We start from the raw sequence: 14781 nt of genomic DNA, 5'->3' as shown, positions 1-14781 counted from the left end.
GAATATAGGTGTGGGATCAGATGAGAATAAAAGCCCTGTTTATAGCTCCATATGCAGCCATGGAAAACTTGATCGAGACGTGCCGTGCGGAAGAGAAGGATCTGGACCTTCAGATCCGGGTCGGAAATCTTCAAGAAGGGGTTGCCATCGCCAAGCAGGCGGAGGCTGAAGGGGTCGACGTCATCATCAGCCGCGGCGGAACGGCCAAGCTGATCGGGGAAGCCGTCGATATTCCCGTCGTCGACGTGCATGTATCCGGCTATGACATGCTGCGGGTATTGACGCTGGCGAACGATTTTCCACGGAAAAAGGCGATTGTCGGCTTTCCCGCCATCACCCTCGGCGCTAAGGCCATCATCGATTTGCTGGAAATTCCGATCGATATCTTCACGATTCATGACGAGGACGAGACGGAGAGCCTGCTCAGAAAGCTCAAGGAGGAAGGCTACCAGCTGATTATGGGGGATGTGGTGACCTTCGAAACGGCGTCCCGGCTGGGGCTTGTGGGTATTCTGATCCAGTCCGGGCGCGAAGCGATTTTCGATGCCTTTCAGGAGGCGAAGACCGTCTCCCGGTGGATGATGAAGAACCGGCTGGAAATCGAAAGGCTCAAAGCTGTGCTGCAGGTCACGGCAGGGGATGTGATGGTTCTGTCGGAGAACGGGCAGGTCGTATACGAGCAGTGGAAGCATTTCGATTCCCGTCCCGTTCCGCATGTCGGCTTGGATCACCACGCTTTCCGGGAGACGGCGGCGGTCCGGGAGACCAGCCATGCGAGCGATGCGGAAGGCAGGCCGCTGAAGATCGTCAAAACCCGGGTCGCGGTGGAAAATGGGGCTTATTTGGTGTGCGAATTTTCGCGCGTCCATATGAATTCGCCGGCCGAGGCGGTTCTGCAGGTGAAGACGGGCACGCCGCCGCTGATCATTCATCAGAGCGAAGCGATGGATACTTGTTTGTCGATGATCGACCGGTGCCTTTCTGCATCCCGGTTCGTCCTGATCGGGCCGAGGGGGGCCGGCAAGGAGTTGATCGCGCGTTATATTCATGACCGCAAGTTCAGCGGGGAGGGCCTGCTCGCCTCCGTCCAGGCTGCCGATATGCTGGCCCTGGAGCCCGACGAAGTCGACGCAGAGATCAAGACGCTGCATATCCACGCGCTCGATATGATGGATAACAGCCTCAGGGCCGAGCTGTGGCGGAGAATGGACGCTTTTCAGGGAAAGGGAATCACCCTCATCTTCTCGATGGTTGAAGAGCAGCATTTATGGGGAGCCTATGAGGACGGAATTGTCCGGATTCATGTTCCTGCGCTGGCGGAGCGAAAAGAGGATATCCGGGAGCTGGTCACCTCGTTTTTGCTGTATTTTAACCAAACGCAGGGCACCTCGGCCATTAAAATGACGGACAAAGGGCTGGCCCTGTTGATGGACTACAGCTGGCCGGGCAACGTATCGGAACTGCGGGCGCTGCTTCAGGAGGCGGTGCTTTTGGAAAAAGGATACGTCATCGAGCACGCCTTGGTCGAACAGCTGCTGCAGCGAAAAGGCGAAGCTGCCGGAACGATCAGCGGAGAACTGCTGAACGGTACGCTGGAACAGATTGAGAAGGCGATCATTGAGAAGGTGCTGGAGCAGGAGGGCTTTAACCAGACCAAAGCGGCGAAGCGCCTGAACATCAACCGGTCGACATTGTGGAGAAAGCTTAAGGACTGATAGTGGATTCTTCATTATTGTTTAAATATGCAACACTTTTGGTTAAATGAATTTTATTTAGCTAAAAAGTGTTGCATTATTTTTTGTAAACGTTTATCATAATCGATGTAATCGTTTTATGTAATCGCTTTTACAAAACGAACTGTTTAAATTTACAACACAGGAGATGACACAGCCATGAAAATAAAGGCAGCCATTGACAAAGTCCCCGGCGGGATGATGTTGATCCCATTGCTGATCGGCGCCCTGATTCGGACGTTCTTTCCGCAAGTATTCGATATGCCGGAATTCAAGAGCTCGTTTACAGGCGGTCTATTGACCGGTACATCCGCGCTGCTTGCCGCCTTTTATATTTGCTTAGGATCGACGATTCGGTTTCAGGCAACCGGTTACATTTTGAAGAAGGGCGTCAGCCTTTGGGTAGGTAAAATCGGTACGACCTTCCTGATCGCCCTGCTGATCAAAGCGATTTTCCCGGATCAGAACAATCTGTTCCTGGGGCTGTCGGCTCTGGCCATCGTCGCGGCATTCTCCGACACCAACGGCGGCCTGTACATGGCGCTGATGGGTCAGCTCGGCAAGAAAAAGGAAGACGTCGCCGCGTATTCGATCATGTCGCTGGAATCCGGCCCGTTCTTTACGATGCTCATTCTCGGTGTTGCCGGCCTGGCCAGCTTCCCAATTATGGCGTTTGTCTTTGCGATTCTGCCGCTTCTGCTCGGCATGATCCTCGGAAACCTCGATGAGAAGATGCGGGAGTTCCTGAGCAAGGGACAGGATGTCATCATTCCGCTCTTTTCGCTGGCGATCGGCGCCGGCATTAACCTGACCAACGTGGTCAAAGCCGGATTCTCTGGTGTCATTCTGGGGATTGGTGTTGTCGTGATCACGGGCATCGTCCTGTTCCTGATCGACCGTCTGACCGGCGGCGACGGCGTGGCCGGGATTGCGGCATCGTCTACAGCGGGTAACGCTTCGGCAGTTCCGATGGCGGTTGCTGCGGTATACTCCGGCTACAGCAGCATTGCTGCGGATGCAACGCTCCAGGTAACGGCATGCGTCATTGTGACGGCGATTCTGACCCCGCTTCTGACGACCTGGTTCGCAAGAAGGGCGCAGCGGCGGAGTTCACAGGCGTAAGTGGCACGGACAAGGAATCAAGTAAGGGAGTCGTTCAACATGCAGCATATGTACATTATCGCAGATGATTTGACGGGAGCTAACGATGCCGGCGTGCAGCTGTCCAAGATCGGGATCACGTCAACCGTGTATCTCGATTCCCAATCTGCTCCGGCCAAGCCGAACGGGGATGTTGCCATTATCGATACGGACACCCGGGCGGCAGGCGAACAGGAAGCACACGACAACGTTTCTAAAGCAAGCACTTTGTTTTATCAGCAAGGGTATCATCAAGTATATAAAAAAATGGACTCGACCTTACGGGGGAACGTGGCTGCCGAGCTGGCAGCCGTCGTTTCCGTTCATCAGCCGGAAGTGGTCGTGATTGCCCCGGCATATCCGAAGATGAACCGTCAAACCCTTGACGGTTATCAGCATGTCCACGGGCAGCGCGTCTCGGAGACCGAATTCGGTCGCGATCCCAAAACGCCGGTCAAGGACAGCTTCATCGCGAATCTGTTCCGGCCGTATGCGGGTCAGCAGAGCATCGTCTTGATCGACCTTGCGCAGCTGCATGGACCGGCGGAACGGCTGATGCAGACGATCGAGGAACATACCGCACTGGGGCGGACCTGGTTTATATGCGACGCAGCGACGGATGAAGATCTGCAAAAGATTGCCGAGGTTTTTGCCCGGGCGGGTAAAAAGACGGTATGGGCCGGTTCGGCCGGCCTGATCGAGCACCTGCCGGAGGCGCTTCAGCTGGAGCGAACCGCTGACCGTCCGGAGGACCGGCTCCGGGTCGCCAAGACGCTGACCGTGTCCGCCAGCTTGTCGCAGGTGACCAAGCAGCAGCTGGAGAACGTGCGGTCGATGCCGGACACGTATTTTGTAGAACTGGATCCGGTGGAGCTGATCAAGCGCACGTACGCTCTGCCGGACGTTATGGCTTCCTTGGCCAAGGAAGCGGACAAGAAGCATTTTGTATTGTTTGTCGATTCGTCGGTCAACAATAGAGAAGCGACGAAGCGGCTGGAAGCCGAGCTCTCCATCGGAAAAACCGAAATCGGCGAGACGATTTCCAGAGAGCTCGGGGCGATCGCCCGGGAGGTTTTAGGCACATATGAGGACATTAACGGCCTGGTTCTGACCGGCGGCGATACCGCCAAGGCGGTGTGCAATCAGCTGAACATGAACCAGATGCAGCTCTGCACCGAAGTGGAGGCCGGGCTTCCGCTCGGGAAGCTGCGCGGCGGAGCGGATACAAGAGAGTACTGGGCCGTAACGAAGGCCGGAGGATTTGGTAATGAGCGTTCTTTGATGAATGCGTTGATCTATATGAGTGGAGAGGATGAATGAAAATGAGCGAAACCAAAGCTGTCATTGGTATTACGATGGGGGACGGAGCCGGAGTTGGTCCCGAAATTATTCTGAAGAGCCTGCAGAACCAGGAGATTTACGACCTGTGCCATCCGCTGGTGATCGGGGATGCGAAAATTATGAATCGGGCCAAGGCTTATGTGAACAGCAGCCTGAACGTTGAAGCGGTGACTGAGGACCAGCTCAGCAGTCTGAACTATGAGCACGGCACCGTCTACTGCCTTGATCTGAATCTGCTTAGCGAGGACCTTCCGCTTGGACAGGTATCGGCTGAAGCCGGCCACGCGGCGTTCGAATATCTAGCTAAAGCGATCGATTTGGCGAAAAAGCAGCAGATCGACGCGATCTGCACCGCTCCGCTCAACAAGGAAGCCCTGCATAAAGGCGGCCACAAATACCCGGGGCATACGGAAATTTTGGCCGATCTGACGGGAACGAGCGAGTTTTCCATGATGCTTTCGGCGCCGAACCTCAAGGTCATTCACGTCACCACTCACGTCGGCTTGATTGATGCGGTGAAAATGATCAATCCGGAGCGCGTATACCGCGTCATCCAATTGGCGCATGAGACGCTGACGAAGTCCGGCATCGCTCAGCCGCGTATCGCCGTCTGCGGCATCAATCCGCATGCGGGCGAGAACGGCCTGTTCGGCTACGGCGAGGAAGAGGAGAAAGTCGTACCCGCCGTGCAGCGCGCCCAGGACGAGGGCATCAACGTGGTCGGACCTCTGCCTGCGGACACGCTGTTCTTCCGCACCGTCCGCGGCGACTTCGACATTGTCGTTGCCATGTATCATGACCAAGGCCACGGACCGGTCAAGGTGCTCGGCCTCGACGCAGGCGTGAACATCACCGTCGGCCTGCCGATTATCCGCACAAGCGTAGACCACGGCACCGCCTTTGACATTGCGGGCAAAGGGATCGTGGAAGAGAAGAGCATGATGGAAGCGATCCGCCAGGCGGTTGAGCTGGCACCGAAGAAACCATAATTCGCGATTGAGAGGTAGATGGCTCCTTAGATGGGAGCCATCTTTTTTATTTCCAAGTTTCTTTCCTTTATCGTTCAGAAAATATTCGGAAACCATTCAGCGGCTTTTCATTCAAATGCTATACTGTTGTAATGGGAACACCCGGGACTTATGCCTTAACCATGATAGGGGCGGCTGGTTTTCCGCATACTAAATCAAAATGTTAGAGGGCCATATATTAGGCCGTTATAACAGGGAGCATTTACGGTAAAATGCCGATCACTACAGATATATCTCATTTGGGCTAAGGAGGAAGATGCTCATGCTCAAACGAATCTGGCCCTTCGGGCTGATTGTACTTGTTCTCATTTTTGCGTATATTCTGGTCCGGTTTTTCCTCGCGTCCATGACCATCGGTGATTTGGTCGGACAGATCCGGCTTCAGCGGGCCGACGATCCGTCCGTTAAGCATGTCGTGCTGATCGCCCAGGAGCTCGACAACCCGTTCTGGCGGGAAATGGAGCAAGGGGCGGAGGAAGCGGCGGACAAGCTGGGGATGCGGATTGATTATACCGGCCCGATCCGCATCAATCCCGCCGAGCAGATGAGGCTGCTGGAAAGGGCGATCGCATCCGGACCCGACGGCATCCTCGTGCAGGGAATCGTGGATCCGAACTACGATGCGCTGATCCAAAGAGCCACAGGGCAAGGGATCCCGGTGATCACTGTGGATGCAGACGAACCGGGCAGCTCCCGCCTGGCCTATGTCGGAACCGACAATCTGGGGGCGGGAAAACGAATGGGCGAATTGGTGCTGAAGGAAGCGGCCGGCAAAGGGAAAATCGGCGTCATGATCGGAAGCGAGCGGGCCGAAAATATGCAGCTGCGCCTGGCGGGATTTCGCTCGGTGATTTCTGCAGCTCCCGGCTTCGCCATCGTGGATGTCCGCGCGTCCAACATTTCGCGGATCGGCGCCGCCAAGCAGGCCGAGGCGATGCTGAAGCAGCATCCGGACATCCAGACGATCGTCGGCTTCAGCTCCCTGGACGCGGCCGGAATCGTCGAGGGCATCCAAGCTGCGGGCAGGACGGGAATCCGCGTATACGGCTTTGACGACCTGGCCATGACCCGGCAGGGGATCGAGCAGGGCGAAATCGCGGCGTCCATTGTGCAGTCGCCGAAAGAAATGGGGGCCCGGTCGATCGGCCTCCTGAACGAGCACTTTCACGGCAAGTCCTTTGCGGCCGAGCATTTTATTCCGACGAGTGTCTTGGACAAGGCGGCGCTGAAGCTGGAGGTGGCCGGCCCATGAACATGCGCCGGATGCTGCTCATAGTGATCCCCGCTTTATTTGTCCTGACGAACGCCGTATCGTTTTTTATTTTTCAAAGCGGGCGAACCGTCCAGCAGAGCTATAATATGATGCTGGACCGGGTATTACTATACAAACAAATCGATGCGGAGACCCGCAGCAATTTAAGCGCGGTCAATGTGTATCTGACGGACCGGAGCGAGCGGAGCCGGCAAATTTATCAGGAGCATCAGAGTCAGCTCCTTAAGCTGCAGGCGGAACTGAACGCCCAGGACGCCATTCCGACCACGGAGCTGAGCGTACGGAGCTACCGCAACCTGCTGGAGACGTTTCTTGCGCAGGAATCCGGCATCCTGCAGGCGTTAAGCGGCAAGACCCCGCTGGCGTACGCCAACTCCTATGCGGCGGCGGAGAAGACGGCCGGTTTCATCCAGGAAGAGGCGTACCGGCTGATCGACCAGGAGCTGAGCTATTATCAGCCCCTCTACCGGAGCATTCTGGCGCAGACCGACCGGATGAACCAATGGGGCGTCGCCTTGTTTATATTCAGCACGCTGATCAGCGTCCTGCTGGCTTACTGGATCTCCCTCCGCATCACCAGACCGATCCGGCAGCTGGTCCGGACTGCCCGGCAAATTTCGGACGGCAACCTGCAGGTGAAACCGCCGGTGATGAAGAGCCGCGACGAGTTTCGGATTCTGTCCGAGGCTTTCGTGCAGATGCAGGACAATTTGAAATCACTGATCCGCAAGGAAAAAGAAGGGCTGGAAAAGGACCGGCTCGTCAAGGAGTTGGAGCTTGAGGTGCTGCAAAACCAGATCAATCCTCACTTCCTGTTCAATTCCCTGAACGTGCTGTCCAAGCTGGCGCTGATCGAAGGGGCCGAGAAGACGAGCGATCTCACGGTCACGATGTCCAATCTGCTGCGTTACAATCTACGCCAGCTGGACCGGCCAGTGCCGCTCCGCGATGAGGTGGAGCATGCGAAGGAGTATTTTACGATTCAGCAGGCCCGCTTTCGCGACCGCATCCGGTTCGTCACGGACATCGACGAGAAGGCTCTGGATGTACTTGTGCCGGTGCTCACGCTTCAGCCGCTGCTGGAGAACGTGTTCGTGCACGGCATCGAAGGTATGGAAGAGGGGGCCGAGGTTCGGCTTGCAGTTTCTGCCGTGCCGGGCGGAACACGGATTGCCATTTCCGATAACGGGATCGGGATGAGCGAGGAGGTCCGGCGGTCGCTGCTGGATACTGACGCACCGCGGCTGCGGGATCCGGGAGGCGGAGAAGCCCGGCACCCCGCAGGGCACTCGACGGGCCTCGGAACCCGCAACGTGTTTAAGCGCCTGGAGCTGTTTTATGACAGGAAGGATTTGATTGACATTGTCAGCGAGCCCGGGAAGGGGACGACGGTCTTTTTGAACATCCCTGCCGAAACACGAAAGGAGGACGGCCATGTATCGTCTGCTGATCGCCGATGATGAAGCGCTGGAGCGGGAAGGTATCGAATGGATTGTGAACCGGATGATGCCGGATACGTTTGAAACGATCCATGCGGAGAACGGCCGGATGGCCATACAGAAGGCGGAAGAGCACCGCCCGCACATCGTCATGATGGACGTGAGAATGCCGGGCATTCAGGGGCTGGAGGCATTAAAAGAAATTAAAGCCCAAAATCCGCAGGCCAAAATGGTACTCATCACCGCTTATGAAAATTTTGAATACGCCAAGCAGGCGATCACCCTCGGCGTGCACGAGTATCTGGTCAAGCCGGCCAAAAGGGAGCAGATCGTTGCCGTGCTAAGCCGGCTGGTGCAGGAGCTGGAGGAGGAGCAGCACAAGCGCGATGAGGAGCTCGCGGTGCGCGAGCAGTTCTTTCAGCTGCTGCCGCTGGCCGAGACGGAAATCGCGCTGCATCTGATGTCGGGCCATGTCAATGAGACGGAGACAGGCCATCTGGCGGATATTTTACAGCTCCCGGTCGACAAAGGCTGTTCTTTGGTGCTGGGACTGTCCGAAGTGGGGGACGCCAAGAAAAAAGTGTACGACGCCGTAAAAACTGCGGCGCACGCAGCCCCGAAAGACGGCTACGGCACGGTCGTCAGCTCGCTCATTCACAGCCATATGGCCCTGTTCCTGCTGGGAACGAGGCAGACTGGCGACTCGGCGTTAGTTGAAGGCGCCCGCGAGCTCGGCACACGGTTGGCTGATGTGCTGAGGGAGCAGTGCGGGATGGCCGTCCCGGTCGGCATCGGAACCGTCCAGAATCGGGCGGAAGGAATCAAGCGGTCTTATTACGAGGCTGTTTTCGCCTCCAGGTATGATCAGGAAGGGGGCGGCATCTGCCGCTTTGAAGACCTGGTGCAGACTTCGGGCGCCGGCGGAACGCATGCAGAGAAGCTGATCAACGGATCCGGCGATGCCGGAGAGAGCGCCTATGTTGAATTGGCGATCCGCCAAATCCGTGAAGAACGGGAGCAGCGAACCACCAATATGCTGGACCGGGCGGTGCTGTATATCCGGGGCCGATTTCAGGAGGAGCTGTCGCTCGAGGATGTGGCGGAGCATGTCCACTTGAATCCTTACTATTTCAGCAAAGTATTCAAACAGCAGACCGGGGAAACCTTTATCGACTACGTGACCCGGCTGCGGATCGACAAAGCCAAGGAGCTGATGAAAGACGGCCGGTACAGCATGAAGGAGGTCTGTTACCAGGTGGGGTATAAGGATCCGAACTATTTCAGCCGGGTATTCAAAAAAGTGACGGGCCTCACGCCATCCGACTACAGAGTACAGCACCAATGAGAGACAAAAGTCCATGCCGAATGCGGGCATGGACTTATTTGTGATGCGAGCCGAATTTGTGCTAGTCCAGGCTTATCAGGCGAATGACGGAGCGATTTTATGCTGATCTACCGCAAATAAGTGAAGGGATTCGAAAGCGGATGCAAAGGTCCCCCATGTTACAATGGATGTAGGCTTTTAGTGATGATTTCTTGGATTTCATCCAATAGATTGAACTAAGAAGTTTGCATTGAACTGTAGTTCATTCTATCCAAATAAATGACATGGAAGGGATAATATATGAGCTCTATTACATTGGAACATAGCAGCGATCAGGATAATCAGAAGATCAGCATGAAGTTCGTGACGCTGGTATCCATCGTAGCTGCTTTAGGCGGTTTGCTGTTTGGTTTTGATACAGCCGTGGTATCGGGCGCCATCGGTTTCATGGAAAAGCGCTTTAACCTGAACGATTTCCAGACAGGCTGGGCGGTTTCCAGCTTGATCATCGGCTGTATCCCTGGAGCCCTGTTCTCCGGCATGCTGAGCGACAAGTTCGGCCGGAAAAAAGTCATCATTGCGGCAGCGCTTCTTTTTATCATCGGATCCATTGGCTCGGCCATACCGAATACGTTCAGCGGGTTTATCATCGCCCGGATGATCGGCGGCGTTGGCATCGGCATTACATCCACCTTGTGTCCGTTGTATAATGCGGAGATCGCCCCGGCCAAATACCGCGGCCGCCTCGTCGCACTAAACCAACTGGCAACGGTTACAGGCATTTCGCTCGTATACTTCATCAATCTGTGGATCGCCGGCATGGGTGACGACGCATGGGACGTGTCGAGTGCCTGGCGCTGGATGTTTGGCTTCGGTGTCATTCCCGGCGCACTGTTCCTCGTGCTGCTGTTCTTCGTGCCGGAAAGCCCAAGATGGCTGATCAAGCAAGGCCGGGCAGCCGCAGCGCTGCCGATCCTGCTCAAGATTCACGGCGAAGAGCTGGCGAAGCAGGAAGTGCGGGATATCAAGGAGTCGTTTAGTCAGGAAAAAGGATCGTTCCGCCAGCTGTTCAGCCCGGGGCTGCGCATGGCGCTGATCGTGGGTGTCGGACTGGCGGTTCTGCAGCAGGTGACCGGCATCAATGCGGTCATGTATTATGCGCCGGAGATCTTTAAAGAGACTGGTGCCGGCACGAACGCCGCGCTCATTCAGACGATCTTTGTCGGCGTGATCAATCTCCTGTTTACGATCCTAGCCGTTTGGCTGATCGATAAAGTAGGGCGGAAAGCGTTGATGCTGGTCGGATCGGCTGCGATGCTGATCTGTCTGGCCGTCATCGGAACGGCGTTCCAGACCGGACATTCCTCCGGCCCGCTGGTCCTGATCTTTATTCTGATTTACGTTGCTGCCTTTGCAATCTCGCTCGGACCGGTGGTGTGGGTCCTCATTTCGGAGATCTTCCCGAACCGGGTCCGCGGCATTGCGACGGCCATTGCTTCGATGGCTTTGTGGATCGCCGATTACGTCGTATCCCAAGCCTTCCCGCCGATGCTGTCTTCGGCAGGTCCGGCGGCTACCTTCTGGATCTTCGGCGTCATGTCGCTGATTTGCCTCGTGTTTACTTGGCGCGCGGTACCGGAAACCAAAGGAAAGTCCCTGGAGGAAATGGAATCCATGTGGGCGCAAGGAAAATAATACGCATATACAAAGGGGAGTTCCCCGGGTCGATGAACCTGGGAAACTCCCCTTTTTTTGTGTGTTGGAACAATCGGTATGGACTACCGACATCCACCGGTTTCAGCCGACGATCCGGGTTACAGAATCCGGCGTGCTGTGACGAACCGTTTTTTCCACTGGCCGTCAAAGGCTTCGACGTGAACGCCGAGCTCTTTGGAGTACGTGTGCAGAATTTGATTATTGCCCATATAGATGCCAACGTGGCCGATATCCAGCCCGCGGGCGCTGAAGAACAGCAGGTCCCCTTTGCGCAGATCGCTTAAGGACACTTCCTTGCCGGCCTTCGCCTGATCGTAGGACACGCGAGGCAGCTCGACCGACAGCACATCCTCGTAAACCCGCTTGACAAAGGAAGAGCAGTCGAATGTCTTCGTCTGGTCCGGAGAAGCCCCGAATTCGTAAGGGGTCCCGAGGAACTTCTTACCGTAAGCGATCAGCTCGTCCGCCTGCATGTCGGCAAGCGAGACGCTGGCATAGTCGGTATATTTCGGCTTGGCCGATATGTATCCCGTTTGGTGGTTTTCCGTCTCCACTTGCAGCCAGAGGGCGTTCACCTCGCGGATGACATGCACCTTCTGTCCGGCGGCAAGCATGCCGAGTGACGTCGCATCGCTCGCTGAATCCGGCTTGCTCCGCAGGTTCACGCCCCAGCGGATAGAAGTCTCAAGCGAAACCTTGGACGTAATCCGCACCGTGTGCGCATCCGGCTGCCAAGCGACCTCGCTGCCCAGCGCTTCGCTCACAAAGCGCAGCGGCACGAGGGAATATCCGCCGGAGATTTGGCCGGGCACCGTCACATCGAGGGCTTGCCCGTTCAGGTTCGCGGTATGCTCGCCGATCCGGTAGGTCAGCGTGGTGCCTTCCTTGGTGGCCTTCAGCGTCTTTGTGGCGTTATCCCAGGCCAGCTTGGCCCCTTGGCGCTCAAACAGGCCGCGCATCGGCACAAGTACCGTACCGCCGACATTCAGCGGCTGCACTTCGGTCTGCAGCTGCTGACCGTCCAAATAGACGGCGATCGGCTTGTTGGATGCTGGAGCGGCATCCGCATAGACCGACGTGCCTGCGATCATGGCGGCAGCCAGGCCGGCAAGAACCGCCCCTTTTTTTCTCATCATGTTCTCATCACCTTGCTTCAACTGGATTGACGGTTCGTGGATGATGAACCGCATAGGAACGGGAACTCCCGGCGGGTATCTTTACCAAGAAGTCCCTGTATAGTTGGACGAGAGGGAGGGCGATTGGTTTTGTTCTTCAGCATTGGTAAATATATGAAACGGGATCATTCGATCGGAGCGAGCTGTTCCTCTGCCGTCTCGCTGGCGGGTGGCATTGTCATGCCCCTTTTCCAAATGAGGATATGATCCTCCGGGGTTCCCAAATAAACCGCTTGGATCCCAGCTCCGGTGCCGTCAGGGTCATGATTCGCTTTTTGCTCGTCGAGATTGATCCAGTAATACGTATTCGCCAGGCCGATATCGGCAAAAGCCTTCGATTTGATGACAGGGCGAAGGGGAGTCATATAAAAATTTCCGTTCTCATCGAGATGATAGCTGACTTGCTTCACGTTATAGCCATCGGTCATTTTGACGTGATACGCGATGGTTCCGTTTTTCATCTGGCCAACGTCGGTAACCTCGATGACTTTAGTGGGTACACTCCGGATATTCCAACCGGTTAATAACAGGTAGCCTCCGATCAGCAGCCCGCAAACGACGGTAGCAATGGATAGTCCTTTGATAAAAGCGACAGCCTTGGAGCGGTTCCAGTATGCGGCGATCCGGCGTAGGCTGCTGGCCTGGGTTTGTTGTTCACGGGCGACCTCCGGACCCAGCATCAGATTTTCCTTCATTTTTTCTAATACGGACCGGCAATCCGGGCAAAGCTCAATATGGCCTTCGACCAGCTCGCGGGTATCCGGACTGCACACATCGTCGTGATACAACGGCAGCAAGTCTTGAATGACTTGGCATGATATAAAAGGTTTGTTCATTGTTCCTCCTCTTGATAGCGATCTTGAATTTTCTGTTTAGCCCGGTGAAAAGTCACTCGTGCCCAACTCTCCGTCTTGCCGAATATGCTGCATATGTCCGCAAAGGGTAATTCGCCAAATACTCTTAGCGTAAATACTTCTTTATAGGGCTCCCCGAGTTCGTGCAAAATGCGGTGAATCCGCAGCGCTTCCGAATCCAGGATAACCTTGTGTTCCACATTCAGCTGGCTCACGGGATCTGTCTCCGGTTCAGCACGCGGATACTTCTTTTGCCCTTCCCAGTACGAGAAATATGTATTCTTCGCGATTTGGCACAGCCAAACGCTGATCTTGCAGTTTCCTCGAAAGGTGTCGATCCGCTTGAGCGCTTTATAGAACGTCTCTTGGGTGATCTCTTCGGCAATATGTTCATCCCGACTGAGCGAGAGTACAAACCGGTATACCTCTTGAAAATATTGATCGTAGATTTGTTGAAGATCCTTCAGGCGATTCACCTCCTTGTCAGTTATAAGACCCCGATCAACAGGATTCGTTACACGCTGTACCAAAAAACGAAGGCGCCTTTGCCCAGTACATTCCTGCAACAGTAACCCTCTCCAATTCTCCGGAATTCGTAGACGATTCACAGCTTTTGTCGTAGAATGATTTTTATTACACAAGAAGTGAGGTTCGGAGAGATGAATGCTGTTGCAAAAGTAAGCAAGGTTGTCGGTGGCACGTTTTCGGTTTGGGTCATTCTGTTTGCTTGTCTGGGCTTTTTTTTACCTGATGTCTTTATCCCGTTAAAGGGCTACATTTCGATCTTTTTGGGAATCGTCATGTTCGGCATGGGGCTGACCTTATCCTCCGCTGACTTTCGCGAAGTTTTCCGCAGGCCGCTCGAAGTGCTGATCGGCGTGGTTGGCCATTTCATCATTATGCCGCTGCTGGCTTATGTTTTGGCGCTCGTGCTAAACCTGCCACCGGATATCGCCGTAGGCGTTATCCTCGTCGGATGCTGCCCGAGCGGTACCTCGTCCAACGTAATGACGCTGCTGGCGAAAGGGGATGTAGCGCTGGGGGTATCCATCGCTTCCGTGTCTACCATTATCGCACCGCTGGCTACGCCCGCGCTGATCAGCCTGCTGGCCGGCCGCTGGATGCCGGTCGATGCCGGTGCGCTCATCAAGGACATTCTGATGGTGGTCATTCTGCCGATCGTGCTCGGGGTTATCGTTAAGTCCTTGTTTAAAAAGCAGGCCGAAGCCAGCGCTCAGGCACTCCCGCTCGTCTCCACCCTGGCCATTGTGCTGATTGTGGCGATCGTCGTGGCCGGCAGCCGCACCAAAATCATCGAGAGCGGTTTGCTGATTTTTGCGGTCGTCATTCTTCACAACCTGCTCGGGTATGCTCTTGGCTATTTGTTTGCCAAGCTCTTCCGCATGAACCTGAGCAAACGCAAAGCGGTCTTGTTTGAGACCGGTATGCAGAATTCGGGCCTGGGGGCGACGCTCGCCGCGGCTCATTTCAACCCCGTCGCCGCCGTGCCGAGCGCGATATTCAGCGTGTGGCACAACATTTCCGGCTCGCTCCTGGCCACCTGGTTCGCCCGGCGCTATGAGCAGGCGGAGATGGGTAAGAATCGGTAAGACAATATTAGAACTTGCAGGAGGCTTGTCCATGTGACAAGCCTCTTTTTCCTTAGCAATCGGACAGGCGCCGCATCGGGGAGGTCATACGCCATCGGCGGGCCGTGCTAGAGAAGCGTATGTTATAGCAGTAGATACTTCTCATAGA

12 protein-coding genes are annotated in these 14781 nt (G+C 55.5%); 9 read left to right on the top strand and 3 right to left on the bottom strand.

Translation table 11 applies throughout. The annotated features are described in order from the left end of the window. Window positions 1-20: 20 nt before the first annotated feature. The 8 genes from KI379_RS28560 to KI379_RS28525 all read left to right on the top strand — a co-directional run bounded on the left by KI379_RS28560 (window position 21) and on the right by KI379_RS28525 (window position 10973). Window positions 21-1715, top strand: a complete 1695-nt coding sequence (locus KI379_RS28560; RefSeq protein WP_212985690.1) for a sigma-54-dependent transcriptional regulator — start codon at window positions 21-23, stop codon at window positions 1713-1715. 177 nt (window positions 1716-1892) lie between these two features. Further along, a complete protein-coding gene (locus KI379_RS28555; RefSeq protein ID WP_076172238.1) occupies window positions 1893-2855 on the top strand; it encodes a 2-keto-3-deoxygluconate permease in 963 nt (320 codons plus the stop codon). A gap of 39 nt (window positions 2856-2894) precedes the next feature. Beyond that, window positions 2895-4193: a four-carbon acid sugar kinase family protein gene (locus tag KI379_RS28550; protein ID WP_212985689.1), complete on the top strand. Its 1299-nt coding sequence runs from the start codon at window positions 2895-2897 to the stop codon at window positions 4191-4193. A 2-nt stretch (window positions 4194-4195) separates the two neighbouring features. Continuing rightward, window positions 4196-5203 (top strand): 4-hydroxythreonine-4-phosphate dehydrogenase PdxA, encoded by a 1008-nt coding sequence (gene pdxA, locus KI379_RS28545; protein WP_145140082.1) that lies wholly within the window; start codon window positions 4196-4198, stop codon window positions 5201-5203. Between the two features lie 301 nt (window positions 5204-5504). After that, a complete protein-coding gene (locus tag KI379_RS28540) occupies window positions 5505-6494 on the top strand; it encodes a sugar-binding protein (RefSeq protein ID WP_212985688.1) in 990 nt (329 codons plus the stop codon). Then, on the top strand, window positions 6491-7975 hold the full coding sequence (locus KI379_RS28535; RefSeq protein ID WP_212985687.1) for a sensor histidine kinase: 1485 nt from the start codon (window positions 6491-6493) through the stop codon (window positions 7973-7975). The genes KI379_RS28540 and KI379_RS28535 overlap by 4 nt, the downstream gene beginning before the upstream one ends. Then, window positions 7950-9299 (top strand): AraC family transcriptional regulator, encoded by a 1350-nt coding sequence (locus KI379_RS28530; RefSeq protein WP_212985686.1) that lies wholly within the window; start codon window positions 7950-7952, stop codon window positions 9297-9299. Before KI379_RS28535 ends, KI379_RS28530 begins: the two co-directional genes overlap by 26 nt. Window positions 9300-9578: 279 nt before the next feature. Further along, window positions 9579-10973: a sugar porter family MFS transporter gene (locus KI379_RS28525; protein WP_089549555.1), complete on the top strand. Its 1395-nt coding sequence runs from the start codon at window positions 9579-9581 to the stop codon at window positions 10971-10973. Window positions 10974-11092: 119 nt separating this feature from the next. Here KI379_RS28525 and KI379_RS28520 read toward each other — a convergent pair whose 3' ends face one another. From KI379_RS28520 to KI379_RS28510, 3 genes are all read right to left on the bottom strand, one after another. Further along, window positions 11093-12130, bottom strand: coding sequence for a C40 family peptidase (locus KI379_RS28520; protein WP_212985685.1), 1038 nt, complete (start codon window positions 12128-12130; stop codon window positions 11093-11095). Window positions 12131-12294: 164 nt separating this feature from the next. Next, a complete protein-coding gene (locus KI379_RS28515) occupies window positions 12295-13005 on the bottom strand; it encodes a zf-HC2 domain-containing protein (protein WP_212985684.1) in 711 nt (236 codons plus the stop codon). Beyond that, window positions 13002-13553 carry an RNA polymerase sigma factor gene (locus KI379_RS28510; RefSeq protein ID WP_244879482.1) on the bottom strand — a complete coding sequence of 184 codons (552 nt, stop codon included), beginning with the start codon at window positions 13551-13553 and terminating at the stop codon, window positions 13002-13004. The genes KI379_RS28515 and KI379_RS28510 overlap by 4 nt, the downstream gene beginning before the upstream one ends. 129 nt (window positions 13554-13682) lie before the next feature. Between KI379_RS28510 and KI379_RS28505 the strand changes: the two genes are divergently transcribed. Next, entirely contained in the window at window positions 13683-14633 is a 951-nt protein-coding gene (locus KI379_RS28505) for a bile acid:sodium symporter family protein (protein ID WP_089549556.1), read from the top strand. Window positions 14634-14781 lie beyond the last annotated feature (148 nt).

Origin of the sequence: Paenibacillus cineris (genome assembly GCF_018333335.1) — a bacterium.
Classification (GTDB): Bacteria; Bacillota; Bacilli; order Paenibacillales; family Paenibacillaceae; genus Paenibacillus_AQ; species Paenibacillus_AQ favisporus.
Note: the sequence above shows the minus strand (reverse complement) of the source record. Positions and strands in the feature narration are given on the sequence as shown.

What these genes read in the sequence shown, in the direction of transcription:
- KI379_RS28540 (WP_212985688.1), top strand. Translation starts at nt 5,505, where the DNA reads ATGCTCAAACGAATCTGGCCCTTCGGGCTGATTGTACTTGTTCTCATT.
- KI379_RS28525 (WP_089549555.1), top strand. Translation starts at nt 9,579, where the DNA reads ATGAGCTCTATTACATTGGAACATAGCAGCGATCAGGATAATCAGAAG.
- pdxA (WP_145140082.1), top strand. Translation starts at nt 4,196, where the DNA reads ATGAGCGAAACCAAAGCTGTCATTGGTATTACGATGGGGGACGGAGCC.
- KI379_RS28515 (WP_212985684.1), bottom strand. Translation starts at nt 13,005, where the DNA reads ATGAACAAACCTTTTATATCATGCCAAGTCATTCAAGACTTGCTGCCG.
- KI379_RS28530 (WP_212985686.1), top strand. Translation starts at nt 7,950, where the DNA reads ATGTATCGTCTGCTGATCGCCGATGATGAAGCGCTGGAGCGGGAAGGT.
- KI379_RS28550 (WP_212985689.1), top strand. Translation starts at nt 2,895, where the DNA reads ATGCAGCATATGTACATTATCGCAGATGATTTGACGGGAGCTAACGAT.
- KI379_RS28520 (WP_212985685.1), bottom strand. Translation starts at nt 12,130, where the DNA reads ATGATGAGAAAAAAAGGGGCGGTTCTTGCCGGCCTGGCTGCCGCCATG.
- KI379_RS28555 (WP_076172238.1), top strand. Translation starts at nt 1,893, where the DNA reads ATGAAAATAAAGGCAGCCATTGACAAAGTCCCCGGCGGGATGATGTTG.
- KI379_RS28560 (WP_212985690.1), top strand. Translation starts at nt 21, where the DNA reads ATGAGAATAAAAGCCCTGTTTATAGCTCCATATGCAGCCATGGAAAAC.
- KI379_RS28505 (WP_089549556.1), top strand. Translation starts at nt 13,683, where the DNA reads ATGAATGCTGTTGCAAAAGTAAGCAAGGTTGTCGGTGGCACGTTTTCG.
- KI379_RS28535 (WP_212985687.1), top strand. Translation starts at nt 6,491, where the DNA reads ATGAACATGCGCCGGATGCTGCTCATAGTGATCCCCGCTTTATTTGTC.